Raw genomic sequence first — 25,898 nt, 5'->3', positions numbered from 1 at the left:
TCGCGGTGGCGGAGGAGCGGCCTCGATGCTTTTCCATCGTGGCCGTTCCTCCGCTGCCGCGAGGTGCGTGCCTGGGCGCCGCAAGCGCCAAAGAACCTCCGACGCGGGGCACTAGTGCCCCGACGCAGGGCACCAGTGACGGCTTATACCAGTACGCCGGTTGGTCGGCTCGACAACTAGCTACCGATGGGTGTTGATTGGTCAGCGACAAAAGAGAGGATTGCTCGGGTGGAGTCGACGTACTGGCAGGACGTGATGGCCGCGGACTACGCGGTGCCGCACGACCGTACGCTGACCGAGCTCACCGAGGAGCTCGTTCGCGGGCTGGCGAGCACCAACCCCCAGGTGCGGGACGCCCTCGCCTACCCGACGCTCGCCACCTGGCTGGAGCGTGGGGTGTACGACGACCTGCTGCCGGGCTTCGGCGACGGGCTCTGTGCCGGGCTGAACTACGGGCTGGGTGAGGACGGCACGGACACGGTCTTCCGGCGCTCGTTCACCGCGCTGACGCTGGCGGAGGTGATCCACCGCGACAACGCCGAGTTCCTCGTCCACGACGAGGTGGTGATGCGCTGGGGCGACCGCCTGGCCACCTGGCTGCTACGCGAGCGCGACCTGCGCGGCTACGTGCAGGACTGCGGTTGGGCACACGCGGTAGCGCATGGCGCGGACGCCATCGGTGCACTGGCCCGCTCCCGGCACTGCGACGCCGGCGTACTGCGGGCCCTGCTCGACGTGCTCGCGGACAGGATCGTCAAGGACACGCAGTACCGCTGGGTGCACGAGGAGCACGACCGCGTGGCCCATGCGGTCATGACCATCCTGCATCGCAACATGCTGACCAGCGACGAGCTGGAGCGCTGGCTGAAGCCAGTAGCAGCCACCGCAGCCCAGCAGCCGCTCATGCACGAGACCCTCCCCGAGTGGCCGACACCAAACGTGTTCAACGCCCGCGGTGTCCTGCATGTGCTGCTGAGCCAGCTGGCGATCGGCGTGAAGGGCTTCCCGATCCCCGGCGATGACGAGCTCTTCGGCCGGCCGATCGAGGCCCGCGCCGACCTGCTGCTGATGCTGACCGAAGCGGTCCAGTCCTCCCAGCCGTACATCTACCGGCCCGCGACTAACCAGTCCTAGGTACCCCGACCGTCGCCACCACGGCCCGGTGATCCGTGCCCTTGATCGGGTACGTCGTGAAGTGCCCGGGCCGCAGCTGCCGCGTCAGCACGACGTGGTCGATCTGCGTACGCACTACGGCTGGCTGGTCCGCCGGCCACGTCCCAACCAGCCCCTTACCGGCTGTGGCCGCGACGCTCCGGCAGTTGCCGCCCAGCGCGTATCGGAAGGCCGCGTGGTCCAGTGTCGCGTTGAAGTCGCCCGCCACCACCGTCGGCGGATCCTGCGCGCACCACTGCCGCAGTACGCCGAGGTCGCGCCGCCAGGTGGCCACGCCGTCGCGCAGCGGCGGGAAGCCGTGGTACGCGATCAGCCGCACCGGACCGAGACTCCCACCCGTCACCACGATGTTGCCGAACGTCGTCCCCGGCTCCGACGCGAACGTCACGTCGCCCAGCGACGACGACACCAGCACACTGGTCGCGCTCTCGACCGCCTTGCTCGGCTGCGCCGTGAAACCCTTGTAGTGCAGGTCCTGCAGCTGCACCCGGATCTGCTCGCGCACGTCGACCTGTGCCTCCGGCAACGAAACCAGGTCCGGCTTGCGCTCCCGGATCAGCTCCGCGACCTCGCCTGCGTTCGCTCCCCCGCCCAGCACGTTCGCCACCATGACGGTCAGCACCCGGTCCCCGTCCGCCACCGGCGACGGGTCCGAGAACTGCCGGGGCGCGATCAGCGCGGCACCGGTCAGGGCCAGCGCGGCGACGAGCACCGCGGCGATCCGCCAGCCACGCCGTACCAGCATCACCAGGGCCATCACCAGCACCACCACCAGACCCTGCGGCCGGAAGGCGGCCAGCTGGGCGAACGGCGTGATGTCGGCCAGCCCGAACAGCTCCGGATAGAGCGGCATGGCAACGAAGACGAGGAACAGCACGGACAGCACGACGCGCCGCACCAACCATGCCTTTTCGTTATCCATGTACCAACCTGAAGATCTAGTACGCACGGTTTTCGAACGGTAGCGTGCTGCGTTGCGCCTGTGTCCCGAGGAGGTTTGCAGTGTCCCGATTGTCCGCGGTGAGACCCGCGTACTGGATCTCCGGTGTCCTTCTGGTCGTCGCTGTCGTCGTACCCCTACTGGTGCCGACGTACGCCAAAGCGAACCCCCACCTGTGGGGATTCCCCTTCTTCTACTGGTATCAGCTGATGTGGGTGTTCCTCTCCGCAATCCTGGTCAGCATCGCCTACCGGCTGGTGCGCGGCGAGGAGCGCAAGCGGCGGGCGGCCCAAGGTCTGGCCGATCCGGACGCGAAGGAGGCCGGCGAGTGAACACCAAGGTCGACTGGGTCCAGCTGATCATCGTCATCGTGATCTTCGGTGCGGTCACGGCGATGGGCTTCATGGCGTCGCGCTGGCGCCGCGGCGAGCACCTGCAGAGCCTCGACGAGTGGGGTCTGGGCGGCCGCGGGTTCGGTACGTTCATCACCTGGTTCCTGCTCGGCGGCGACCTCTACACGGCGTACACGTTCATCGCCGTCCCCGCCGCCATGTATGCGACGGGTGCGGTCAGCGGCTTCTTCGCGGTGCCGTACACGATCGTGGTCTACCCGATCATCTTCGTCTTCATGTCCCGGCTGTGGTCGGTCTCGCACCGCAACGGGTACGTGACTCCGGCGGACTTCGTCGGCGGCCGGTACGGCAGCAGGGCGCTGTCGCTCGCCATCGCGGTCACCGGCATCCTCGCGACGATGCCGTACATCGCGCTGCAGCTGGTCGGTATGCAGGCCGTGTTCGAGACGATGGGCCTCGGCGGCAACAACACGCTGGCCAAGGACCTGCCGCTGCTGATCGCGTTCGCGGTCCTCGCGGCGTACACCTACTCGTCGGGCCTGCGGGCGCCGGCGATGATCGCGTTCGTCAAGGACACCTTGATCTACCTGGTGATCCTGGTCGCGATCTTCTACCTGCCGCACGTGCTCGGCGGCTGGCACTCGATCTTCGGGGCCGCGCAGGAGAAGCTCGCCAAGCCCAACCCGGTCACCGGCAAACCGACCGGCGCGTTCATCCCGGGATCCACCGGCTACGTGTCCTACTGGACCCTGGCGCTGGGGTCCGCGATGGCCCTGTTCATGTACCCACACTCGGTGACCGCGGTGTTGTCGAGCAAGACCCGCAACGTGGTACGGCGGAACGCCGCGATCCTCCCGGCCTACTCGCTGCTGCTCGGCCTGCTCGCGCTGCTCGGCTTCATGGCGATCAAGGCCAAGGTCAACGTGAAGGGCCTGGACGGCCTGGCCAACCCGCAGCTCGCGATCCCGCGGCTGTTCGACCAGGAGTTCCCGTCCTGGTTCGCGGGCATCGCGTTCGCGGCGATCGCGGTCGGCGCGCTGGTGCCGGCGGCGATCATGTCGATCGCGGCGGCCAACCTGTTCACCCGGAACATCTACCGCGACTTCATCAAGCCGTCGGCAACCCCCGCGCAGGAGGCCAAGGTCTCCAAGCTCGCGTCCCTCCTGGTGAAGGTCGGCGCGCTGGTGTTCGTGCTCGGGATGGACAAGACGATCGCGCTGAACCTGCAGCTGCTGGGTGGGATCTGGATCCTGCAGACGTTCCCGGCGATCGTCGTCGGCCTGTACACGCGCTGGTTCCACCGGTACGCGCTGCTGGCCGGCTGGGCGGTGGCGATGGTGTTCGGCACGATCTCGGCGTACAACGTGGTGAACCCGGTGACGAAGAAACACTTCGGCGGCTCGCTGTCGAACATCCCGTTCACCACCACGCCGGCGTACATCGCGCTGACGGCGTTCGTGCTGAACCTCGTCATCGTGATCCTGCTGACGCTGCTCTTCCGGGCGATCAAGGTGCCGGACGGTCTGGACAGCACGCACCCGACGGACTTCACCGCGGACCGCGGCGACCCGGGGGTGCACGACCTGCCCGAGATCGTCGACGACGGCGGCACGGCGTCGGCCAAGGCGTAGTCCTGAAAGGCAGTACCAGGTGACGGGCGGTCCTGAACAAGGACCGCCCGTTACGTTTTGCTGCTGAGTCGACACGCTGCGGGGTCAGCTTGCCCGGATTCGGGCCGCGCGTTCGGCAGAATCACTCCCGTGTTGCTGGTCCTCCTCGTCCTGGTGCTCGCCGCGGCGGCCGCACTTGCGACGGGTGGACGGTTCGGCCGGCTGGCCGGCAACACCCTGACCGGCCTGCACTGGCTGGCCGCCGCCGCGATCGGCCAACTGCTCGGCTCCGCGTTCGGCGGTACGGCGTACCCGATCGGGCTGATCGGATCCGCAGTCTGTATCGCGGTCTTCCTGCGGCTGAACCTGCGCCATGCCGGGGTCGGGTTGCTTGCCCTCGGCTTCTTCTCCAACGCCCTCGTGGTCGCGCTGAACGGCGCGATGCCGGTGTCGCTGACCGCCCTGGCCCGGGTCGGCGTGGGCGATGCCGTGGTGACCGATCCACGGCACGAGCTGATGGACTCCGCGACCCGGCTGCACTGGCTGGGTGACGTCGTACCGGTCGCGCTGCCCGGGATCGGCCAGGCGGTCAGCCCAGGCGACGTCCTGATCGCCGCAGGAGCCGGTCTGCTGATCTATACGGGCATGGGGGCACTAGGACGTGTCCCGGCCGATGCTGCGCCGGTGTGGGGCGATCTGGAGCCGTGTGCGGGGACTTCCGCGTTGCTGCGGCTGTCCCCCGAGGCGTGCTCAGAAGCGGAAGCCGCGCCCGATCACGCGCCGGAGTGACTCGACCACCACCGGGTCGTACTCCGCACCGATCCCGAGCCCGATCGATTCCATTGCCTTCTCCGGCGACTGGCCGGTGCCCTCGCCGACCAGCTGTTCGTAGGCCAGCGCAACGTTCACGATCCCGCTCTCGACCGGGATGCCGGAGTTGTTCGCCCGCCCCTGCCGGTACGGGTCGTTCGAGTGCCGGACGATCTCCGCGACGTGATCCAGTACGCCGGACCGCTCGATCACCGCGGCCCCGATCGCCGCCGCCCGCTGCCGCTCCTCCCGCGTCCGCAACAACGACGCCCCACCCGGACTCGGATCCGCCAGCGCGAGCTGCCCGACCCCCGACAGCAGAGCGGCGTACTCCAACGCCTCCATCCGGGCCGGCGTCAACCCCAGGTCGTTGCCGATAGCCACCGCCAGCGTCGCCGTCCGCGCATTCTGCCCCGGACTGCTGAACCCGGCGATCTCCGTACTCCGGGCCATCGACCGAACCGTGGTCCGGTAGGTCCGCTGCGCCGAGGCGAACCGCCGAAACGCAAACTGCGTCAGCAGCAGCGGGACGACGATCAACGGCAGCGCCCAGAGGCCGAGCATCGACGTGCTGGCCGCGAGCAGCATTCCGCTGATGCCCATGGCGAGACCGATCCTGGCCAGGACGGACAGCTCGTCCCGCAATGCCGCGGGGAACGGCCGGTTGAAGAGCTCGGTCGCCTGCCCGGCGCCGACCAGTGCATCGCTGACTCCCGCGGTGAGCACACCGAGCAGCATCGCCGCGGTGATCGGCAGCGCGTGTCCCCAGGTCCCGTCCCATTGCATGTCCCTGGGCAGAACCAGACCGAAGACAGCCGCCGCCGCGATCACCGAGATCACCCGGCGGCAGGAGATCACCATGTCCCACCAGAGGCCGGCGATGGCGCGCGGTATCACGCCGGCCGCGGTGGCCGCGGCGATGACGACCGCGACCTGGGCGACATGCGGCACCGGAACCTCCGGCCCGCGAAGCAAGGCGTAGGCCAGCGCGGCACTGGTCGCGATCGGAGCCCGGTTACGCGTTCGGTCGACCTTGAACTGCACCATCTCGCCGACCGCGACGAGGATGCCGAAGGTGATCGCGAACGGCCAGCCGGTGATCCCCCGTTCGACGGTCAGGATCACCGCCACCAGGGTGATCGCACCTCCGGCGAGCAGGATCGCGACGCCGCTGCCGGAGATCCGCGCCAACGAGCTGTTCTGCACAGTGCTCATGCCTCACTCGGTCTCGCCGCGGAACCGGACGCGCCCCCGCCGCTCCCCAGGCTGAGGTCGTCGTGATCGATGCTGGCCTTGACGCTGCCGTCCGGCGCCGGCTGGTCGGGGGCCGTCTCCCAGCCGTGCCTGCGGACCACTTCGACGAACGCGTCCACCAGTCCCGGATCGAAGTGCGTGTTGCGGTCCTGCAGCAGGATCTTCAGCGTTTCGTCCACCCCGCGCGCGGGCCGGTACGACCGCGTCGAGGTCAGCGAGTCGAAGGCGTCGACGATGCCGATCATGCGGGCGAAGTACGGGATGTTCTCGCCGCTCAGACCGGCCGGGTACCCGGTGCCGTCGTACTTCTCGTGGTGGTGCAGGACGGCGGACTTCACTTCCTCGAGGAACGGAATGTTCCCGATCAGTTCCACCCCGCGGGCCGGATGCAACCGGATCGCGTCCATCTCGGTGTCGTCGAGCTTCCCCGGCTTGCGGATGATCGACGTCGGTACGCCGACCTTCCCGACGTCGTGCAGCAACCCGGCGTGCTCGAGCGCGCTCTGCCGGTCAGGGTTGAGCCGCAGGTGCCGGCCGAGCATGCCAACCCCTTCGCTGACCCGCTCCGAGTGGCCCCTGGTGTAGAGGTCCTTGGTCTCGATGACCTGGATGAAGGCGCGCATCGTCGCGGCCTGAGCCTGCCGTTCGGCCTCGTACTGCGACAGGGCCCAGCGGGCGACGACCAAGGGGCCGAGGATCAGCACGCCGGCGAAGATACTCAGCCCGCCGAGCCAGATCACGGCCATCGACAGCCCCAGCAGGCCGTAGCCGAGCACCGGGGCCGCGGTCGTCCGGACGACGTGCCGCAAGAACTCCTTGACCCCGTTCGGCCCCCGTTCGAGACCGAGCACCATCGAGATCAGCACGGCGTTGACGCACTGCAACGCCACGCTGGCGACGGTGGTCGCGATCAGGGCGTCGGGGATGCGACGAAGTACCTCTTCACCGACCGGACCGTCCAGTGCCGCGTACGCGACCGCACCGCCGGCGGCGGACAGGACGCGCTGCGCACTGTTGAAGATTCGTTTGATTGCGGGTGCCGGCGCCTGGACAAGGGAACCGGCCGCCGCGACAACCACAGCGGCGCCAGGTCCGGCAATCACATAGACAGCTACGAGTACGACGGACACCAGTTCGATCTGCCGCTGCGTGTGCACGGAGCGCAGCGAACTGGCAGCAAGGGCGACCAGGCACAGCCCGGCCACAACAAGTGGATCGTGGGTTGCCGAGACAGCCAGCCCCAACGCGGCCAGGGCAGCGATCGCTGTCACACCGACAGCGAAGCGCAACGTCCTGACCCGAGGGCGCCACGTCATCTCATGCCCTCCACGACAGAAGGTTCACCAGTCCCAGACGTCGCCGGTCATAATACGTCACCTCCGATCAGCGGTCGCAGTCTTACGCCCCGCGATTTCGGGAGGGCGTAGGGGGGCAGACAGCACATCGCTGACTCGTCTGAATTTTGCTCTTCAGTCCCGCGCCGAAACACTGTAAGCCCAACCGTGACCCGCCGGAGACAGTGAAGAGACCGACGTGGTATGAGAGACTGTGACTCTTTGCAGTTGTTTCAAGGAGGCTTAGGAATGGGTAAGACCGGCCGCAAGCGCCGCTCACGCAAGAAGAAGGGCGCAAACCACGGCAAGCGCCCGAACGCCTGAACTCAGGCGGCTACGGACAGCGAGGACCCCGGAGAAATCCGGGGTCCTTGCAATTTGGTCACAGCTTTACACCAGACCACCTTTGTCACAGGTCCGTATTCGGAGCGTCCCCGCCCGCATACTGAATGCTATTTTCAAACGCTCGTTGGGCAATGTCCGCGGGCCTGCCGGTTGCAGGTGTGGATAACCTCTGCGCGGCGTCGGCGGATGCTCCTAGAGTTAGCTCCGCAAGTTCCGGTGCTGACCGTATCCGGACGGTGCCGGTGAGCGAAGGAGGTGTGCGCGCTGTCCACGGGGAGCTTGAGTGAACTGCTGCGTCGCCTCCGCATCCGCGCCGGCCTGACCCAGGCTGCCCTGGCCGAGCGCGCCGGCCTCAGCGAACAGGCCATCAGCGTCCTCGAGCGCGGCACCCGCAGCCGCCCCCGCCAGGACACCGTCCGCGCCCTCACCAAAGCGCTTGATCTGTCGCCGGCCGAAGCCGACCAGTTCCTCACTGTTGCCCGCGGCAAGCGTGACCGGCCCGGCCCGGCCGCGAACGCACCGACGGCGGCCGCGATTCCGGCGCCGTGGCAACTACCTCCCGCGGTGCCGGACTTCACCGGCCGGGCGGCGCAGATGGACGCAATCCTCGCCGTACTGCGCACCTCCAAAGGGGTGCCGAACGCAGCCGTCGGTCTGGTCGCCGTGACCGGAATGGGCGGGATCGGCAAGACCGCGCTTGCGGTCCAGGCAGCGCACACCTTGACCGACAGCTATCCCGACGGCCATCTCTACCTCAATCTCCGGGGCTATGGACCGGGCCGCCCGATGACGAGCACCGAGGCATTGCAGCAGCTGCTGCGATCGCTCGGTCTGGACGTGCAGCTGATCCCGGACGGCGTCGACGAGGCAGCCGCGCTGCTCCGGTCGAAGCTCGCCGGCCGCCGGGTGCTGATCCTGCTCGACAACGCCACCGACGTGCGACACGTGCTGCCGCTGCTCCCGGGCAGCCCGGGCTCGGCTGCCATCATCACCAGCCGTGGTTCGATGGCAGATCTGCCGGGCGCCCGGCAGATCCGGCTGGACGCGTTGTCGGACACCGAGGCGGTCGAGTTGCTGGCCGGGGTGATCGGCCGGGACCGCGTCGCCGCCGAGCCGGCCGCAGCGGAATCGCTTGCCTTGTTCACCGGAAGGCTTCCGCTGGCAGTTCGTCTGATCGGTGGCCGGCTCGCCGCCCGTCCGCACTGGCCCGTCCAGCACCTGGTCGAGCTGCTGAGCGACGAGGAGCGGCGGCTGGACACCTTCGGCTCCGACGAGACCGGCGTCCGGGCGAGCATCGCGAGTTCGGTGCGGTTCCTGGATTCGAGCGACCGGGACGTGGACCGGGCCGCCGTCGGGGTCCTCCCGCTCCTCAGCGTTCCGGACGGCGCCGACCTCCATGTCGTCGTCGCCGCGGCTCTGCTCGACCTGCCGGTCCGGCGGACGGCCGCGATCCTCGAACGCCTCGTCGACCTGAACCTGCTGGAGTCCGCCGCACCGGAGCGGTATCGCTTCCACGACCTGATCCGTGCGTACGCCCGCGAGCTCGCGGAGGAGAAGCTCACGCCGGAGGAGCGAGACGCAGGTCTGGCCCGGATGATTCGCTTCTACACCGGCTTCGCGTGGGCGGCTCAGTCCTTGACGCACGCGACCAGCCCGCGCCTCGCGCTGGCCACCGTGTCGATCGAGCCGCTCCCGGTGCTCAGCAGTTCCAGCACGGCATTGCGCTGGCTCGACGACGAGCAGCGCAACCTGATGGACAGGTTTCACCAGGCCGAGACGTCATCGCTGGCCGACTCCACCTTGCTGTCCGAGCTTTCGCTTGCGCTGTTCGGGTACGGCGAGGCCCGCGGACGGTGGTCCGTGATGCGGGCGCTGGCCCGGGGCTCGGTCGAGCGGGCAGAGCAGGCCGGCCTGCTGACAATGGCGGCCTGGCTTCAGCACGACCGCGCGATCCCCGATGTCGAGATCGGTGACCTCGAGCCGGCGCGCCTCCAGTTGCTGCGGGCCCTGGAGATGTTCCGGGCCACCGGGGATCTGATCGGCCAGGCCCGTTGCTGCTCGTCGATCAGCCATGTGCTCGAGCGGGAGGGCAAGGCGGACGAGGCGTTGGCGATGATCAACGAAGCCCTCCAGCTGAGCCGGGATCTCCCGGGGTCTCCGATCGAGGGCGTGACCTATCTCGCACTCGGCGCACTGCTGAACCGGCTGGGCCGCTTCGGCGAGGCGGACAAGGCGTTCGCGCAAAGCCTCGCGCTGGCGACGGGCCCGCAGGACAAGCGCTCACTGGCGAAGCGATACCTGAACGCCGGCATCTCCCATGTCGCCGTGGGCCGGTTCGCCGACGCGATCGAGCCGCTGCGCAAGGGCTCCGACGCCTCGGCGGGCATCGGCGACGGTATCGGCCAGGCGGAGACCGAGGAAGTGCTCGCGATGGCCTTCGCGGCGCAGGGTGAGTTCGGCCAGGCCGAGGAACACGCCAGAGCGGGGCTCACCCTGGCCCGCGCGTTCGGACACGGTTTGCGCGAGGGCAGGCTGCTGCTGCAACTGGCCAGGATCGCCGCTGCCGCGGGCGAGCCGGCTCAGGCCGAAGCCTTCCTGGCCGACGCGCTGCCGATCCTGCACGTGGCGTCGGCGAAGGTCGAGCGAGAAGCGCTCGAATTCGCCGAACAGATTTCCGCGGCCGGCACGTTCGACTACGTTCCGAACCTGCCGTGAACACTGCTGCCGTGAACACTGCCGGATTCGACGGCCGGTAATTCAGTCGGTGGTCGTGATGGTCGTTTCGACCTGGATTTGGGTCAGGCGGAGGAGGATTTTCTGGCGCAGGGCGTCGGGCGCGTGGTCGGAGCCGCAGGAGCGGTGGACCAGTTTCTTGACGCAGCGTTCCAGGTCGTATTCGTCGAGGCAGGGGGCGCACTCTTCGAGGTGCTGCCGGATCTCGTCCGAGCTGGCGTCTTCCAGCTCGTTGTCGATGAAGACGTAGACCCGTTGCAGGATCTCGCTGCAGTCGACGTCGTGGTGCTCGCCGCAGCTCACGACTCCTCCTTCTCCGCTGTCGCAGCACTGCCGTCACCGTCGGGGACCGGGATCAGCCCACGGTCCCGCGCGTAGTCGCCGAGCAGGTCGCGCAGCTGCCGACGGCCACGGTGCAAGCGCGACATCACGGTGCCGACCGGCGTACCCATGATGTCCGCGATCTCCTTGTACGCAAAGCCCTCGACGTCGGCCAGGTAGACAGCCAGCCGGAAGTCCTCCGGGATGGACTGCAGGGCCTGCTTGACGTCGGAGTCGGGCAGGTGCTCGAGCGCGACCGCCTCGGCCGACTTCAGCCCACCGGGAGTGTGCGACTCGGCGGCGGTGAGCTGCCAGTCCTCGATCTCCTCGGTCGGCGACTGCGTCGGCTGGCGCTGCCGCTTCCGGTACCCGTTGATGAAGGTGTTGGTCAGGATCCGGTACAGCCACGCCTTCAGGTTGGTCCCGGGCGTGAACTGGTGGAACGAGCTGTACGCCTTCGCGAAGGTGTCCTGCACGAGGTCCTCGGCGTCCGACGGGTTGCGGGTCATCCGCATCGCCGCGGCGTACATCTGGTCCAGGAACGGCAGGGCTTCGCGCTCGAACCGCGCAGTGCGCTGCTCGGGTGTCTCGGTCGTGGTGGGAGTCGGCATCGGGATCGAGAATACCGGGGTCTTCCCAGCACTCCGCGCCGGAGCCTCTCTCGTCGCCATCATGTTCGTCACAACACACCCGGCCGCGGGGTCATTCCCCCAGCCGGCACCGCTATCCGGACACTTCCCGGGTGACCCACTCGAACACGGCCTCGACGAGCAGGTCGTACGTCTCCTGCTGGTCCAGCTCGGCCCGCTTCGGCACCTTGAACGCGTGGTCGGCGTCCGGCACCACGGCCATCTCGGTCAGCGGCGGAAACTCCTCCGGCGTACCGAACGGGTCCCGCTCGCCCTGCACGACCAGAGTCGGCAGCCCGGCGCTCTGCAGCTCCCCCACCCGCGACTTCTCCGGCTTCCCCGGCGCGTGCAGCGGGAACGACATCGCCAGTACGCCGGAAGCTCCCAGGCTGCTCGCGGTCCGGCAGGCGACCCGGGCACCGGCGCTGCGGCCGCCGATCACCAGCGGCGTCCGGACCCGGAGCTGGCCGATGATCGCGACCCACGCCTCGTCCAGCACCTTCGGCGCCGGCGCGAGCTTCTTGCCGGCCCGTCGCCAGGGCTGCTCGATCAGGAACACGTTCATGTCCTGTTTCGGCAGCCGGGCCGCGAGCGCGGCCAGGTCGCCCGACTCGATCCCGGCCCCGGCGCCGTGACCGAGGGCCAGCGTCGCCACCGGCCGCCGGGCGCGGTGCGCCACGATCCGGGCCTCACCGTGCGGCGTCCGCACAATCCGTTCGTCGGTCACCCGCCCCATCCTGTCATCAGGACTGCCGAAGCGTGGCCACGAAACGTCAGAAGAGCGTTGTCTCCTCGGGCTCCGGCGGCCGGTCCTGCGGGTCGATGCCGTCCGGGGGCAGCGGGTCGAGCAGGTGCGGGCCGTTGTTCTTCACCGAGCTGACCGCCTTCGACACGGCGTACGCCTCCAGCCGGCCCGGCGTGGCCGGGACGAGCAGCTTCAGCAGGTCGTCCGGGTCGGAGGACAGCGGGTCGAGCCAGGCGTCGTACCGCTCGCGCTCGACGAGCAGCGGCATCCGGTCGTGGATACGGCCGAGGTCGTCGGTGGACGAGGTCGTCAGGACCGTGCAGGTCCACAGCCAGGCGTCGTCGGAGTCCGGGTCCTCGACGGTTTTGTCCCGCCAGATCTCGTACAGCCCGGCCATCGCCAGGATGCTGCCGTCCGGCGGATGGATGAAGTACGGCTGCTTGACCGGCTTGCCGTTCACCTTCTCCTCGGCGGTGTACCACTCGTAGTACCCGTCGGCGGGGAGGATGCAGCGCCGGGTCTGGAACGCCTTCTTGAACGCGGGTTTCTCCGCGACGGTCTCCATCCGGGCGTTGATCAGGCGGTTGCCGATCGAGGTGTCCTTGGCCCAGGAGGGCACCAGGCCCCACTTGACCGTGGTCAGCTTGCGGACGGTCTCGTCGGGCTGCTCGCGGTTCTTCCGCTCGACCACCGCTACCACCTGGTTGGTCGGGGCAACGTTGTAGTTCTCCTCGAGCTCCTCGACGGACTCGCGCACGTTCCCCGTCTCGATCTCGAACTCGTCGACGAGATCCGACGGACTCCGGCTGGACGCGTATCTACCGCACATGACCCCAGCCTAGACAGCCAAACCGACAGAAAGCCTCTCGGCGAGCGGTCCGGTTCCTTCGATCGTGACATGGCCGCAGCCGACCGCCTCGGTCCAGGTCAGGCGACCGGAGAGCAACTCGTCGGCAGCCTTCTGCCCGACCGCGACCACCGCCTCCGCTGCGCCGTCCTGCACCACCGTCAGCGGGTCGAGCTGCAAGAAGCAGCTGCTTCCCTCGACCTTCAGCTCCACCAGACCAGCCGCGCCGGCGGCAGCATCCCGCAGTACGCCGGCCAGCGGCAGCAGGTACCAGTGGTGGCGTACTGCATCCGTCTCCTGGTGTGCAGCGAGCAGCGGACTCCCCCACGCGGCCAGCGCCATCACCACCGGGATGAGCTCGCGTCCCCGATCAGTGAGGTCGTACACCCGGACAGGTGCCGACGGAGCGAACGTCCGCCGCTGGACGACCCCGTCCGCCTCCAGCTCCTTCAGGCGAGCCGCGAGTACGTCGGTGCTGATCCCGGGCAGGTCGGCATGCAGATCGGTGTACCGGCGCGGGCCGAACGCCAACTCCCGGACGATCAGCAGCGTCCACCTCTCACCGACCACGTCGAGACCACGGGCGACGGCGCAGTACTGCGCGTAACTTCGGCGGGGCATGCGTCCCAGCCTAGCTTGGACCTCCCAAGTGACAACTTGGAAGAACCAAGTAGCATGCCGTCCATGGAGTTCAGGCAGTCCAGCAAGCTGACCGGGGTCTGCTACGAGATCCGCGGCCCGGTGATCGAGCAGGCGAACGCGCTGGAGGCCGCCGGCCACAGCATCCTCCGGCTGAACATCGGCAACCCCGCACCGTTCGGCTTCGCCGCACCGGAGGCCGTCCTGGCCAACCTGGTCGAGCGGCTGCCCACCGCGCACGGCTACACCGATGCCCGCGGCATCCTGTCCGCCCGGCAGGCACTGGCGGCGTACTACACCGCCCGCGGCTACCAGGGCCTCGACGAGCGAGCGGTGTACCTCGGCAATGGCGTCTCCGAGCTGGCCGGGATGGCCATCCAGGCCCTGGTCGACACCGGTGACGAGGTGCTCATCCCGGCTCCGGACTTCCCGCTGTGGACCGCTGTCACCCAGTTCGCCGGCGGTGTCCCGGTGCACTACCTCTGCGACGAGTCGGCGGGCTGGCAGCCAGACCTGGCGGACATCGAGGCCAAGATCACGCCGCGTACCAAGGCCATCGTGGTGATCAACCCGAACAACCCGACCGGTGCGGTCTACTCGGTCGAGGTCCTGGAGCAGATCGCCGAACTGGCCCGCCGGCACGGCCTGATGGTGTTGAGCGACGAGATCTACGAGCGGATCGTGTACGACGGCGCCACGCACCACCACTTCGGCGCACTGGCCCCGGACGTCGTCTGCCTGACGTTCGGCGGTCTGTCGAAGAGTCACCGGATCGCCGGCTTCCGGGCCGGGTGGCTGCTCGTCTCCGGGCCACGGCTGGCCGCGGCCAACTACCTCGAGGGCTTGACCATGCTGGCCGGGATGCGGTTGTGCCCGAACGCGCTGGCCCAGCAGGTGATCGAGGTGGCGCTCACCGACCACACTCTGGACGAGCTGATCCGCCCTGGTGGCCGGCTGGAGGTGCAGCGCACCACCGCCTGGCAGACGCTCAACGAACTTCCCGGGGTCTCCTGCGTCAAACCCCAGGGCGGCCTGTACGCCTTCCCGCGGATCGACCCGGACGTGCACCCGATCAAGGACGACGAACGCTTCGTGCTCGACCTGTTGCTCCGGGAGAAGATCCACATCGTCCAGGGCACCGGTTTCAGCTGGCCGGAACCCGACCACGTGCGGATCGTTACGCTGCCAGAGGCAGGTGACCTGGAGGTGGCGATTCGCCGCATCGGCCGCTTCCTCGACAGTTACGAGCAGTGACTAAGGAGAAAGAACATGAGGGTCGTGGTGCTGTGCGGCGGGGAGAGCTCCGAGCGAGACGTGTCACGCGCGTCCGGCTGGGCCGTTTCCCGGGCGCTGACCAGCCGCGGGCATGACGTCGCCCTGGTCGATCCGGCCGCCGAGCCGCCGATCCTGGCGGACCCGGTCCGCGCCGGTGACGCCGTACGGGTCCCGAAAGAGCCACCGGGGCCTGCTGACCCGGCCCTGCAGCGACGGATGTACTCCGCTCTGACCAGTGGTCCCGTGCTGGACCTGATGCAGCGCGCCGACCGCGTCTTCATCGCACTGCACGGTGGCTGGGGTGAGGACGGGCATGTCCAGGCCCTGTTCGAGCTGGCGGGGATCCCGTTTACCGGAGCCGGTAGTGACGTCTGTGCGATCACCTGGCACAAGGGCCGGTCGCAGGCGCTGCTCGGTGCCTCAGGTGTGCCGGTGCCGCCGCGGGTCCTCTACGACCCCGCGACGCAGGCCGAGCCGCCGGTCGAGGTGAAGCACTTGCTTGCCCAGGGCCCGGTAGTGGTGAAGCCGGTGGCGGACGGCTCGAGCGTCTCCGTACTGAAGGCAGAGCGGATCGAGGACATCCGGGCGGACGGTCCGGTGCTGATCGAGCCGTTCCTGGGCGGCCGCGAGTTCACCGTCGCGGTGATCGGTTCTGCTGCGCTGCCGGTGGTGGAGATCGAGCTGACCACGGCCCTGTTCGACTACGAGGCGAAGTACCAGCCCGGCGCGGTGCGGGAGATCTGCCCGGCTGAGGTGTCGCCGGCCTTCGCCGAGCAGTTGCAGGACCTTGCGGTCCGGGCGCACCAGGCGCTGGGCTTCGGCCGGTCGTACTCCCGCACCGACTTCCGCTGCGACGCGTCCGGTACGCCGTACTGCCTCGAGGTGAACGCCCTCCCCGGCCTCACCCCCGGCAGCCTCGTCCCGCGCGCCGCCTCCGGCGCCGGCATCAGCTACGAGGAGCTGGTGGATCAGTTGCTGCACACAAGCGGTGATGGATCGCCTACCCCGTGATAGGCGATCCACCACCTGCTTGATGCGTCCGGGCGCCCCCCTGTAGGCGTCCGGACGCAAGCTCTAAGGTCATGTCTGGTGGTGGCACGCCGTAGCGAGCAGGTGCTCGGTGCGGTGCATCGGTGTGCTGGGGCGAAGGTCTCGATGCGGAGCATCGTGGCCTTCGGTCCAGTGCGCCGAGGTGCCGTGCCGAGTGCCGCGCAGTAGGCGTGGCACCACCAGACATGGCCTAAGGTCTGGCGAGTTCGTCGAGGACCCTCCCCGCCATCTCCTCGTTCGCGGGCAGTCCTTCGATCCAGATCCGGGCCAGCTGGGGTACGTCGGTGTCCAGCCGCCACTGGGTGATCAGGGCTCGTACCGTCGCGACCTGCTCCGGCAGGTTCGGCTCGCGGCCGACGAGCGCCGCCGCGCGGCGTGAGCCGACGCGACCGAGTACGTCACCGCCGCAGAAGACGATCCGCAGGCACTCCGCAACGTCGACCAGCCGGAGCTCCCGGTCGAACGGCGTGGTGCCCGGGGCAGTGAGCGGCTCGACAACCACCAGTGCATGGGTTTGCGGTACGGAAGTTCCACGGAACTCCGCCTCTCGGTAGAGCTCTCCCAGCCGGGACCGCAGGTGCGCCAGGCTGGACAGCCCGGTCAGCGGGTCCTCGCAGGACAGCGAGTGCAGGTAGACCAGCGAGGCCTCGGCCCAGCTGGAACTGAGTGCGCGTACCGCGGCGAAAGCCGGCTCGCCCCCGGCGATCGAGCGGTACAGCGCACTCAGCCCATCAAGTGCCTCCACCAGCGAGACTCCGTCGGCCGCCAAGCGGCGACCGACCTCGTCCGATGCAGGCACGACATCGGCTCCGTCCTGCAGCGCCTCGGCAATGGCGAGATAGGCGCTGTGGTCGGTGCCAGCTGTGCCGTGCGACTCCCTCCAACCGCACGGTTGCTCCCCCGAGCGTGCCGACGACGCCTCCGACCGGATCCGGGCGGGCGACCCCGCCAGGTTCAGGGACTTGCTGGGACGCAGGTCGAACCGTCTGCGGAAGTCCGCGAACAGCGACATGACCCTCCTCCAGGTAGCCCCGTCAGTCTCCCGACCGGCCGGCCGGAAGCGTCGTACGCCGGAGAGACAGACCCCGCGCCGGTTCATGACGCGGATTCGCAGAAGTTTTTTCGCGTAACTTCCGGGGTGGTCCCGTCGTCAGGAAAGGAGCACGGTTCCGCGTCCGGAAGGGTGCGGAACGCCGCCACTCGTGGGAGCCTTGTCTCCGGCAACGAAGTGACGGTCGGTCACGGTGCCGGACGGACAGTTGTGACAGCCCACGGGGGAGATGGATGGAGACGCCGGAAGGTCAGCCGGACGCGCCGAGCGACGCCGAGCTGATCGCGCGCGTCCGCAACGGCGACCTCGAGGCGTACGGCGAGCTGTACGAGCGCCACCACCACGCGGCCGAGCGGATGGCCCGCCAGCTGGTCCCGGCCAACGACGCCGACGACCTGGCCGGCGACGCGTTCGCGAAGGTGCTCGACGCGCTCCGCGGCGGTGGCGGCCCGGACGTCTCGTTCCGGGCGTACCTGCTGACCACGGTCCGCCGGGTGCACGTCGACCGGATCCGGGCGGGCCGCAAGGTCCAGTCCACCGACGACATCGCGTCGTACGAGCGGGAGCCGGAGACGTTCGCCGATCCGACGGTCACCGGCTTCGAGAGCGGCGCGGCGGCCAAGGCGTTCGCCAGCCTGCCCGAGCGGTGGCAGGCCGTGCTCTGGCACACCGAGGTAGAGGGCGAGAAGCCGGCCGCTATCGCTCCCCTCCTCGGCCTGACCGCCAACGGCGTGTCCGCGCTGGCGTACCGGGCTCGCGAGGGCTTGCGGCAGGCGTACCTCCAGCAGCACCTGGCAGACGTCGCCGGCGACCGGCACCGGTGGACCATCGAGCGCCTGGGCGCCTACGTGCGCGACGGCCTCACCAAGCGCGAGAACCGGAACGTCCGCGAGCACCTGGACGAATGCGCCAAGTGCACCGCGGTCTATCTCGAGCTGGTCGAGGTCAACAGCGCGCTGCCGGCCCTGCTCGCCCCGGCGCTGCTGGGTACGGCGGGCCTCGGCTACCTGGCCGCTGCGTCCGGCGCGAAGGTCGGCCTGGCCGGTCTGCTCATCACCGGCTGGCGGAAGGTCACCGAGAACAGCACACGGGCCGCGGTTGGCGGTGGAGCGGTCGTGGTCGTTGCCGTGGCCGCCGTACTCGCCGCGATGGCGCTGACCGGTCATGACACTCCCCCGGCGGCGATCAACAAGCCGCCAACGCAGCAGCCGACCCAGCCACCGGGCACGAACCCGACCCAGCCGCCGAACAAACCACCGACCAACAAGCCACCGACGACCCAGCCCACGTCAGCTCCGACGTCAGCACCGACCACTGCGCCCACCACGGCGCCGTCGAGTGCGCCGACCACCACCGCGCCGACCACGACGGCTCCGACGTCGCCTGCGCAGACCACACCGGTGCCGACGACTCCTACGCCGCCGGAGCCGACGACACCGATCCTGGACGAGGGGCTGCTGACGATCAGCATGCCGACGGGCGGTGGCGGTCCGGCCCTGGGCACTCGCTCTCAGGTCTCCGAGGTCTCGCAGGCAGGCATCCGGTTCGTCATCTCGATCAAGACGCCGGACGGCAACACCAACCCGGTGCAGGTCGGCCTCAAGTACGGCAAGGCGCTCGCCTGGCCGCTCAGCGGCAACCCGGCCGGCTGGACCTGCAAGGCTTCGACCGGCCTCTGTACAGCGACCAACCCGGCCGCGCCCGCACCGCTGCCGGTGACGTTCGCTGGGCCGACCGGCGGGTCGGTCGCGGACCGCACGTTCACCGTCTCGGGCAAGACCGGCCGGTACTACGACGATGACGACGCGACCGTGGCCGCCCAGCCGAGCACCGACGAGAACCTGCTCCGGATCGTCGACGGCAAGGCCGACCCGGACGTCCACCACCGGATCGTCACGGTTGCCCCCGGCACCGGCCGGACCAGCGTGACGGTGAAGCTGAGCTACGGCTCCGCGCTGGAGTGGCCGGTCCTCGGCAGCCCGGCCGGCTGGAAATGCTCGTCCCGGACCATGATCTGTACGGCGCTGACCCCGTCGAAGCCGGCTCCGCTGCCGGTCAGCTTCCCGGTTGTCGACGGGTCGACCGCGGCCCGCACGTTCACGGCCGCCGCCAAGGCAGATCTGGTCAGCGACACCGACACCGAAGTACTGCCCGGGATCCAGCAGGACGAGTCGCTGCTGCAGATCATCACGCCCACACCGCGGACCGACCCGAACCCGTTCGTCTACAACCGGTTCCTGCAGGTCAGCGGCGCCAAGGGGCGGAAGGTGACCCTGGACATCTCCTGGGGCCGGAACCTCGCGCTGCTGCCGTCCTGGGAGCGCGGCTGGACCTGCGAGCGGGCGTCCGACATCCGCCGGGCGACCTGCTGGACGAGCAACTACACGAAGCCGTTCAACTCGGAGTGGACCGCGTGGCTGCCGGGCACGGGCTCGAACAACGCGATCACCGTGCACGCCCGGCTCGGCGGCCGCGAGGACACCGACAGCGTGCAGATCCCACCGACGACGACACGGCGGTAAAACCGCGTTGCCGGCTGCCTTATCCTGGTGATGTTCGCGCTGACGGAACCGAGTAGCGCCGTACGCCACGTCCGAGAGAGTCGCCGGTAGCTGTGAAGGCGGCACGTGGAGCGGTGACGAAGACACTCCCGAGCGACTGCTGTGCAAGAGGCCAGGCTGTTCAGGCTTGGTGAAGGTGTGGTGGCACCGCGAGATTCCCCTTCGCCCACACCTCCGGGGTTCGAGACAGACCTGGAGGTGAAACAGCAATGCGCATTCTCAGCCATGAGATCCCCTCAGCAGTAGGCCAGTCCGTCACGGTGGCCGGCTGGGTGCACCGAAGACGGCGGCTCGCCGCCGTCAGCTTCCTGATCCTGCGCGACCGGTCCGGCCTGGCTCAGATCGTCGTGAAGGGCTCGTCGGAGCAGCTGGACGAGCTGGGTGAGGAGACTGTGGTTCAGGTGACCGGCACGGTCGCCGCCAACCCGCAGGCGCCCGGTGGTGCCGAGATCGTCGACCCGGTGATCACGCTGCTGACCGAGCCGGCCGCTACGCCACCGATCGAGCTCTGGCGGCCCACGGTGACTGCCGGACTACCTGTGGTGCTCGACAACGCGCCGGTTGCCCTGCGGCACCCGGTGGTGCGAGCCGGGTGGGAGATCGCCGCGGCCGCCATGCACGGTTTCCGGTCGGCGATGAGCGGCCTGGACTTCACGGAGATCCAGACGCCGAAGATCGTCGGTACGGCGACAGAGTCGGGGGCCAACGTGTTCGCGCTGGACTACTTCGGTGGTCCGGCGTACCTGGCGCAGTCGCCGCAGTTCTACAAGCAGCAGCTGGTCGGCGTGTTCGAGCGGGTCTTCGAGGTCGGTCCGGTGTTCCGGGCCGAGCCACACGACACGGTCCGGCACCTGGCGGAGTACGTGTCGCTGGACGCGGAGTTCGGGTTCATCAACGACCACCGCGACGTGCTCGCCGTACTGCGGACCGCCGTCGCGGGCATGCTGGCTGCGGTGGGGTCACGGGCCGGCGCTGCGCTGCAGCGGCTCGACGTGGAGCTGCCGGAGATCCCGCTGGAGGTGCCGGTGGTGCACTTCAGCGAGGCGCTGAAGATCGCTGGTGCTTCGCCGGACGAGCCGGACCTGTCGCCGGCAGACGAGCGGGCGATCGGTCAGTGGGCGCTGCGGGAGCACGGGAGCGACTTTGTCGCCGTCGAGGGGTACCCGATGGTGAAGCGGCCGTTCTACACGCACCCGCAGCCGTCGGATCCGCAGTGGTCGAACTCTTTCGACCTCCTGTTCCGCGGGCTCGAGCTGGTGACCGGTGGGCAGCGGCTGCACCGGTACTCCGACTACGTGGCGGCGCTGGCGGCTCGGGGCGAGTCGGCGGAGGCTCCGGCGTACTCGTCGTACCTGCAGGCGTTCAAGCACGGCATGCCACCGCACGGTGGGTTCGCGATCGGCCTGGAGCGCTTCGTGGCGCGACTGACCGGGGCGGAGAACGTCCGTGAGGTGACCCTGTTCCCCCGCGACCTGCATCGCCTGACGCCATGACGGACACCACCGCGTCGGTCCTCGCCGAGGTAAACGTTGCCTTAGGCACCGAGTACGAACTGGTGCGAGAACTGACCGGTGGTTTCCAGTCGGGTGCGTACGAACTGACCGGCGGGGTTGTACTGAAGTGGTCATCCAGTCCTGGATGGGCACGGCGGGTCCGGCGCGCGGCAGAGCTCGTCCGCCGGGCCCGCGCGGTCGGCTACCCCACCCCGGCCTGGCTCGCCGTAGGTACAACCGCTGCCGGGTCGCCGTACCAGCTACAGGAGTTTGTCGCCGGTACGCCGGTCCGCGACTACACCCTCGTCACCGCCGAGGTGGCGCGGGAAGTGATCGCGATCTGCTCGCTGCAACGCGACCTGGTTCCCGAGGAGGGTGTCAGTTGGTCGGTGTGGTCGCGCGGTGTGGTGTTGGAGGGCTGGGACGGCGTGTGGGAGCGGGTTCGCGGGTACGGCGGCGAGACGCTCGAGTTGGTGGAGCGGTACGAGAAGCTGTGCCGGCCCTACCGCGACGAGGTACTACCGGAGGACGATCTGGTGCACGGCGACCTGAACCTCGGCAACCTGATCCTGGATGGTGACCGGGTTGCCGGGATTGTGGATGTCGAGGCGGCCGGCTCCGGGTCGCGGGCGTACGACCTGGTTTCGCTGGCTACCTCGGCGGCGCGGGACGGTGCTGCACCGGGTGTGGACGAGCTGTTCGTGGAGGCGGCGCTGCAGGCCGGTGGGCGGGCGACCGTCGCGTTGTGCGCCGGGGCCGCCTTCGTGAGTATTGCTGAGTTCGTGCATGAGCGGACCGGGTCTGCCGAGTGGATTCACTACGGCGCGCAGCGTCTGCTCGACCTGCTCGATGCCTAGTTGGTGAGCGTGACTGGGATCGGGCTGCTTGGCTGGCTGGTGTTTGCGACGTTGTCGGTGCTGACGGCGACCAGGCGGTAGGGGCCGTTCGCGGGTTGTCCGGTCCAGGTGACCTGGTAGTTGCCTGCCGAGCTGGTCGACGAGCCGATGGCGGTCCAGTTCGCGTTCGTGCAGGTGCCGGTGTAGCCGGGGCAGTAGTAGTACGTGACCGACTTCACCCCCGACCCGGTGCCGTCGTTCGTGGAGTCGGTGAGTACTGCGCCGCTCTTGACCGACACAGTCACGTTGACAGGCGCCGAGACCGCCGAGGTGAGGTTCGAGGCGGACGCGGTCAGCGTGAGCCCGGTCGCGGCGACGTTGATCGTCACGCCACTGAACGTGGCCAGCCCGGAGGCGTTGGTTGTCGCGGTCGCCCCGGCGTCGATGACACCGGCCGATGGGGTCAACGTCACCACGGTCCCGGAGCCTGCTACCGCGGCGCCGCTTTGGTCCTGGACCTGGACGGTGATCGCGGGCGTCAGCGCCGTACCGGTGAAGCCGCTCGACGGGCCTTGGACGAAGCCCAGCTTCGCAGCCGCGGGCGTGATGACGACCGGACCGGTCGGCGAACCCGCAGTGTCCTTCGTGGTCGACAGGCTGAAGCTGCTCGCCACGTATGTCCCCGCGGCCGGGTTGGTGATGCCGGCGACCGTGACCGTGCCCGCGGTGTTCTTGAGGTCACAGGTCGATCCGGCGAGGGTGATGGCCACGACTGATCCACTGGGCTTGGTGACAGTCGTCGTGCAGTTGCCGGTGAACCCGCTGCCGAGCGTCACCGCAGGGGCGGCCGGCACGCCAAACGCGGTGTTGAACGTCACCGTGATCTTGTCGCCGGCCTTCAGCTCGCCGCTGCCGCCATTGCTCGGGTCGAACGCCATGGCCCAGGTCGACGTGGCACCGGCCACCGTGCTCCCCGGGGTGAAGCTGACGTTCGCGACGGCTGCGGACGCGGCCGGGCTCTCGACGACGCCGACGGCGACCAGAACCGCGATGAAGGCGATCAGCAGGGTGGGTTTGATGCTCATCACGAGAATCCGTTCACTGTCGGTCGGGTGACGGTCGGCGCGGCGGTGTCCACCGTGACGACCGTTGCGGCGCTCGGGGTACTGACGTTGCCGGCGGCGTCGGTGGCCACGGCAACGACCCGGTACGAGCCGTCCGCCGCGAACGGCGCACTGGTGGTCACGGCGTACGTGGTAGCCGACGAGGTCGACGTACCGAGCGCGGTCCAGTTGGCGGCTGTGCAGCTGCCGGTTGCGCCAGTGCAGCGGTAGTAGCCGACGGATGCGACGCCCGAGTGTGCGTCGGTCGCAGCATCGGTCAGCGTGACGGCCGTGTTGCCGACGAAGGTGCCGAAGGACGGCGAGGCGGTCGCTACCGGAGCCGGGGCCGTCGGCGGGTTCACGTCGTACAGCACTGAGTTGTCGGTGCTCGTCGATGCGGTGTTGCCCGCACCTACCGAGTCGTGCGCGACACCGGCTGCGATCGACACTCTGACCAAACCACTGCCGGTGAGCCCGCTGACCGCGAGGCTGTACGTCGTACCGCTGCCGCTGACCGCGACTGTCGCCGTAGCAGGGGTGACGGTCACATCGCCGCTGGTGAAGTCAGCGACCGGCTCGCTGAACACAGCAGTGAAGGCGACCGGCGCCGTGGCGGCCGGGTCGGCCTGACCGATCGCCTGGTTGACGGTGACCGACGGAACGGCGTTGAGCACGGTGACGTTGCCGCTCGACGCACCGGCGGTCCAGCTCGCGTAAAGCGCGGTCACTACGTAGTGGTAGGTACCGTCTGCAACGTTGGCGTCCGTGCACGACGTGCTCTGAGTCGTTGCGCAGGCAGATGCGGTCGCTCCGTCGCTGTTGCGCACTCGGTCGACGGAGTAGCCGGTCGCACGGGCAGAAGCCGACCAGCCGACTGTGACCGTCGTAGCGCCCGGCGCGACCGTCGCGGTCACGGCTGTGGGTGGCGCGAGACTCCCGGCGGTGGCTGTCCCGGAGCCAGAGCCGGCACCAGTCCAGAACCCCCAGGCGGTCGCGCCGGTGGTCGTCACGAGTACGGCGACGGCGAGCATGAGCAGTACGCGTCGAGTCATGGTCAGTTCCCCTGTCCCGAGCCGGCGTACGCGAGCGTGAGCGTGGCACCCTTGCAGCCGTCCTGGTTCGAGGCGGTGTCGAGCATCGCCACCTTCGGCCAGACGGGCTGCGGCACGTGGAGGCTGTTCAGCGATGCGCTGGTCTCGCCTGGCACGGTCAGCGGATAAGTCCCGGTGTACTGGGTGGCCTGGTAGTCCGCCGGAGCGCACGGCAGGTTGTGGGCCACGGCGTACGGCGTCCGCGTGACGGAGCGCACGGTGACAGTCAGGTTCGTGATGGAGATGGGCTTCTTGTTCGGGTTCGTCAGCGTCAGCTCGAGCGCTCGGGAGACACCGGGCGCGAGCAAGCCGGACAGGTTGCCACTGATCGCGAACTCCTTGATGCTGCTGCGCAGGACGAGCTGGACCGTCACGTTCGCGGATCTGGTCACGCCGGACGGGTCCTTGCCGCTGGCGACCAGGTTCAGCGTGTAGGTGCCGTCGTCGGACTGCACGGAGGTGCCGATCTGCAGGGTGGACGACGTTCCGGTGACCGGGTTCGGCGTGAAGGCCACGGTCGCACCGGACGGCAGGCCGCCGGCGACCGCCAGCGTCAGGGGCCCGGGAAGATTCGTGCGGGTCAGCTGGACGGTGAAGACCGCTGCCGACCCGGGTGCCTGGGTGACCGACGCCGGCGTTGCCGTCATCGCCAGCGAGCTGGACAGCGGCGGGTTGACGACCAGTCCGGCGCCGATGGTGCCGCTGACCTTCGACCCGGTGCCCTGCACGGTGATGGTGACCGATCCGGTCGGCGTGGACGACGACGTACTCACCGTCAGCGCCGTCTGCGCTGTACCACCGGAAGTCAGCGACACGGACGACGGGTTGAAGCCTGCCGTAGCCCCACTGGGTACGCCGGCGGCCGTCAGAGCCACTGTGCCGGTGTAACCGCCGGTCGAGGTCACCGAGACGGTGTAGGTGGCGGTCTGCCCCCGGGTCACGGACTGGCTGGTCGGCGAGATGCCTAGCGTCAGCCCCGGTTTGGCTGGTGCTGCCGCATACGACAGGCCGGCCACAGCAAGCAGGAGGCAGCACCCGGCGATCAAGAACCTGACCACCCGGTACCGGCCGCTGCGCGTGCCTCGCATCTGCTGCTCCCCCTTGCCTGTGCGGTCCCGGTCCGGACGGGTCGTGCCCGCCCGGACCTGGGAAACCGCTCCTGCTGACTAGTTGCTGGCGTACGACAGGTTCACCGTCGCGCCCTTGCAACCGTCCTGGTTGGACGCCTTGTTGTTGAACTTGAGCGAGGCGCCGGAGAACGGCTCGGTGGCGTTGGTGGCGACGTCCTTGGCGATCGTCATGACCGGAGCAGCCAGGGTGTAGTCCGTGGCGTCGCAGTCGCCGGTCGCGCCGGCGGCCTTGGTCACCGAGGCGATGCTGACGGTCACGGTGTTGACGTACGCGCTGTTCGCCGCCGTGTTCTTCACGGTGCCGGTGATCGGCTGGGCGGCGTCGCCCGGGAACATGTTCGCGATCGTGCTGGTCTGGGTGATCACGAGGCTGCTGTCGCCGGCCGACGTGGTGCCCGAGCCGCTGCCGGAGCCCTGGGTGCTCCAGTACGCGAACGCGGTACCGGCTCCGATGACGATGACAGCGGCAGTGGCGACGAGGATCTTCTTCTTGCGGTGCATCTGCGGTTTCCTTCCCCCCGGCCCCGGATGGGCCATCTCCGCGGAACGCTGTCACGATCCGGCCGGGCAGGCTG

Annotated in this window: 23 protein-coding genes; 10 read left to right on the top strand and 13 right to left on the bottom strand. The window is 68.9% G+C overall.

The window, feature by feature from the left end; genetic code table 11:
- Positions 1 to 228: 228 nt before the first annotated feature.
- Complete coding sequence (locus AB0E69_RS24190) at positions 229 to 1,134, top strand: DUF2785 domain-containing protein (protein ID WP_360150072.1); 906 nt, start codon at positions 229 to 231, stop codon at positions 1,132 to 1,134.
- On the opposite strand, the gene AB0E69_RS24185 is transcribed toward AB0E69_RS24190, so the two are convergent.
- Positions 1,121 to 2,095 carry an endonuclease/exonuclease/phosphatase family protein gene (locus tag AB0E69_RS24185; RefSeq protein WP_360150069.1) on the bottom strand — a complete coding sequence of 325 codons (975 nt, stop codon included), beginning with the start codon at positions 2,093 to 2,095 and terminating at the stop codon, positions 1,121 to 1,123. The two genes, AB0E69_RS24190 and AB0E69_RS24185, sit on opposite strands and share 14 nt — an antisense overlap.
- A gap of 80 nt (positions 2,096 to 2,175) precedes the next feature.
- On the opposite strand from AB0E69_RS24185, the gene AB0E69_RS24180 reads away from it, so the two are divergent.
- From AB0E69_RS24180 to AB0E69_RS24170, 3 genes are all read left to right on the top strand, one after another.
- Positions 2,176 to 2,445 (top strand): DUF3311 domain-containing protein, encoded by a 270-nt coding sequence (locus AB0E69_RS24180; protein ID WP_360150066.1) that lies wholly within the window; start codon positions 2,176 to 2,178, stop codon positions 2,443 to 2,445.
- On the top strand, positions 2,442 to 4,097 hold the full coding sequence (gene mctP / locus AB0E69_RS24175) for a monocarboxylate uptake permease MctP (RefSeq protein ID WP_360150063.1): 1,656 nt from the start codon (positions 2,442 to 2,444) through the stop codon (positions 4,095 to 4,097). The genes AB0E69_RS24180 and mctP overlap by 4 nt, the downstream gene beginning before the upstream one ends.
- A gap of 129 nt (positions 4,098 to 4,226) precedes the next feature.
- The gene (locus AB0E69_RS24170) at positions 4,227 to 4,865 is read left to right on the top strand and encodes a DUF5317 domain-containing protein (protein WP_360150060.1); all 639 of its coding nucleotides are present in this window, start codon (positions 4,227 to 4,229) and stop codon (positions 4,863 to 4,865) included.
- On the opposite strand, the gene AB0E69_RS24165 is transcribed toward AB0E69_RS24170, so the two are convergent.
- A complete protein-coding gene (locus tag AB0E69_RS24165) occupies positions 4,827 to 6,101 on the bottom strand; it encodes an HD domain-containing phosphohydrolase (RefSeq protein WP_360150057.1) in 1,275 nt (424 codons plus the stop codon). The genes AB0E69_RS24170 and AB0E69_RS24165 overlap by 39 nt on opposite strands.
- A complete protein-coding gene (locus AB0E69_RS24160) occupies positions 6,098 to 7,411 on the bottom strand; it encodes an HD-GYP domain-containing protein (RefSeq protein ID WP_360150054.1) in 1,314 nt (437 codons plus the stop codon). The genes AB0E69_RS24165 and AB0E69_RS24160 overlap by 4 nt, the downstream gene beginning before the upstream one ends.
- Before the next feature lie 687 nt (positions 7,412 to 8,098).
- Between AB0E69_RS24160 and AB0E69_RS24155 the strand changes: the two genes are divergently transcribed.
- On the top strand, positions 8,099 to 10,534 hold the full coding sequence (locus AB0E69_RS24155; RefSeq protein ID WP_360150051.1) for a tetratricopeptide repeat protein: 2,436 nt from the start codon (positions 8,099 to 8,101) through the stop codon (positions 10,532 to 10,534).
- 42 nt (positions 10,535 to 10,576) lie between these two features.
- On the opposite strand, the gene rsrA is transcribed toward AB0E69_RS24155, so the two are convergent.
- From rsrA to AB0E69_RS24130, 5 genes are all read right to left on the bottom strand, one after another.
- On the bottom strand, positions 10,577 to 10,855 hold the full coding sequence (gene rsrA, locus AB0E69_RS24150; protein ID WP_360150048.1) for a mycothiol system anti-sigma-R factor: 279 nt from the start codon (positions 10,853 to 10,855) through the stop codon (positions 10,577 to 10,579).
- Positions 10,852 to 11,484 carry a sigma-70 family RNA polymerase sigma factor gene (locus AB0E69_RS24145; RefSeq protein ID WP_360150046.1) on the bottom strand — a complete coding sequence of 211 codons (633 nt, stop codon included), beginning with the start codon at positions 11,482 to 11,484 and terminating at the stop codon, positions 10,852 to 10,854. The genes rsrA and AB0E69_RS24145 overlap by 4 nt, the downstream gene beginning before the upstream one ends.
- 112 nt (positions 11,485 to 11,596) lie before the next feature.
- Entirely contained in the window at positions 11,597 to 12,238 is a 642-nt protein-coding gene (locus tag AB0E69_RS24140; protein ID WP_360150044.1) for an alpha/beta family hydrolase, read from the bottom strand.
- Positions 12,239 to 12,275: 37 nt separating this feature from the next.
- Positions 12,276 to 13,076 (bottom strand): SOS response-associated peptidase, encoded by an 801-nt coding sequence (locus AB0E69_RS24135; protein ID WP_360150041.1) that lies wholly within the window; start codon positions 13,074 to 13,076, stop codon positions 12,276 to 12,278.
- Between the two features lie 9 nt (positions 13,077 to 13,085).
- Entirely contained in the window at positions 13,086 to 13,715 is a 630-nt protein-coding gene (locus AB0E69_RS24130) for a helix-turn-helix domain-containing protein (protein WP_360150038.1), read from the bottom strand.
- Between the two features lie 63 nt (positions 13,716 to 13,778).
- Between AB0E69_RS24130 and AB0E69_RS24125 the strand changes: the two genes are divergently transcribed.
- Together AB0E69_RS24125 and AB0E69_RS24120 are read left to right on the top strand one after the other, a co-directional pair.
- Entirely contained in the window at positions 13,779 to 14,987 is a 1,209-nt protein-coding gene (locus AB0E69_RS24125; protein WP_360150035.1) for a pyridoxal phosphate-dependent aminotransferase, read from the top strand.
- Positions 14,988 to 15,002: 15 nt separating this feature from the next.
- Entirely contained in the window at positions 15,003 to 16,019 is a 1,017-nt protein-coding gene (locus AB0E69_RS24120) for a hypothetical protein (RefSeq protein ID WP_360150032.1), read from the top strand.
- Positions 16,020 to 16,248: 229 nt separating this feature from the next.
- Here AB0E69_RS24120 and AB0E69_RS24115 read toward each other — a convergent pair whose 3' ends face one another.
- Positions 16,249 to 17,070: a hypothetical protein gene (locus tag AB0E69_RS24115; protein ID WP_360150029.1), complete on the bottom strand. Its 822-nt coding sequence runs from the start codon at positions 17,068 to 17,070 to the stop codon at positions 16,249 to 16,251.
- A gap of 272 nt (positions 17,071 to 17,342) precedes the next feature.
- Between AB0E69_RS24115 and AB0E69_RS24110 the strand changes: the two genes are divergently transcribed.
- The 3 genes from AB0E69_RS24110 to AB0E69_RS24100 all read left to right on the top strand — a co-directional run bounded on the left by AB0E69_RS24110 (position 17,343) and on the right by AB0E69_RS24100 (position 22,020).
- On the top strand, positions 17,343 to 19,631 hold the full coding sequence (locus AB0E69_RS24110; protein WP_360150026.1) for a sigma-70 family RNA polymerase sigma factor: 2,289 nt from the start codon (positions 17,343 to 17,345) through the stop codon (positions 19,629 to 19,631).
- A gap of 248 nt (positions 19,632 to 19,879) precedes the next feature.
- The gene (gene aspS, locus AB0E69_RS24105; protein WP_360150023.1) at positions 19,880 to 21,163 is read left to right on the top strand and encodes an aspartate--tRNA(Asn) ligase; all 1,284 of its coding nucleotides are present in this window, start codon (positions 19,880 to 19,882) and stop codon (positions 21,161 to 21,163) included.
- Positions 21,160 to 22,020 (top strand): aminoglycoside phosphotransferase family protein, encoded by an 861-nt coding sequence (locus AB0E69_RS24100; protein ID WP_360150020.1) that lies wholly within the window; start codon positions 21,160 to 21,162, stop codon positions 22,018 to 22,020. Before aspS ends, AB0E69_RS24100 begins: the two co-directional genes overlap by 4 nt.
- Here the strand turns inward: AB0E69_RS24100 and AB0E69_RS24095 are convergent.
- The 4 genes from AB0E69_RS24095 to AB0E69_RS24080 all read right to left on the bottom strand — a co-directional run bounded on the left by AB0E69_RS24095 (position 22,017) and on the right by AB0E69_RS24080 (position 25,824).
- A complete protein-coding gene (locus AB0E69_RS24095) occupies positions 22,017 to 23,084 on the bottom strand; it encodes a hypothetical protein (protein WP_360150017.1) in 1,068 nt (355 codons plus the stop codon). The genes AB0E69_RS24100 and AB0E69_RS24095 overlap by 4 nt on opposite strands.
- Positions 23,084 to 24,154 carry a hypothetical protein gene (locus AB0E69_RS24090; protein WP_360150014.1) on the bottom strand — a complete coding sequence of 357 codons (1,071 nt, stop codon included), beginning with the start codon at positions 24,152 to 24,154 and terminating at the stop codon, positions 23,084 to 23,086. Before AB0E69_RS24090 ends, AB0E69_RS24095 begins: the two co-directional genes overlap by 1 nt.
- 2 nt (positions 24,155 to 24,156) lie before the next feature.
- On the bottom strand, positions 24,157 to 25,281 hold the full coding sequence (locus AB0E69_RS24085) for a hypothetical protein (protein ID WP_360150011.1): 1,125 nt from the start codon (positions 25,279 to 25,281) through the stop codon (positions 24,157 to 24,159).
- A 78-nt stretch (positions 25,282 to 25,359) separates the two neighbouring features.
- Positions 25,360 to 25,824, bottom strand: a complete 465-nt coding sequence (locus tag AB0E69_RS24080; RefSeq protein WP_360150008.1) for a hypothetical protein — start codon at positions 25,822 to 25,824, stop codon at positions 25,360 to 25,362.
- Positions 25,825 to 25,898 lie beyond the last annotated feature (74 nt).

The organism is Kribbella sp. NPDC026611 (assembly GCF_040638345.1).
Classification (GTDB): domain Bacteria; phylum Actinomycetota; class Actinomycetes; order Propionibacteriales; family Kribbellaceae; genus Kribbella.
The sequence above is the reverse complement of the archived record's forward strand: the minus strand, read 5'-3'. Positions and strand labels throughout refer to the sequence as shown.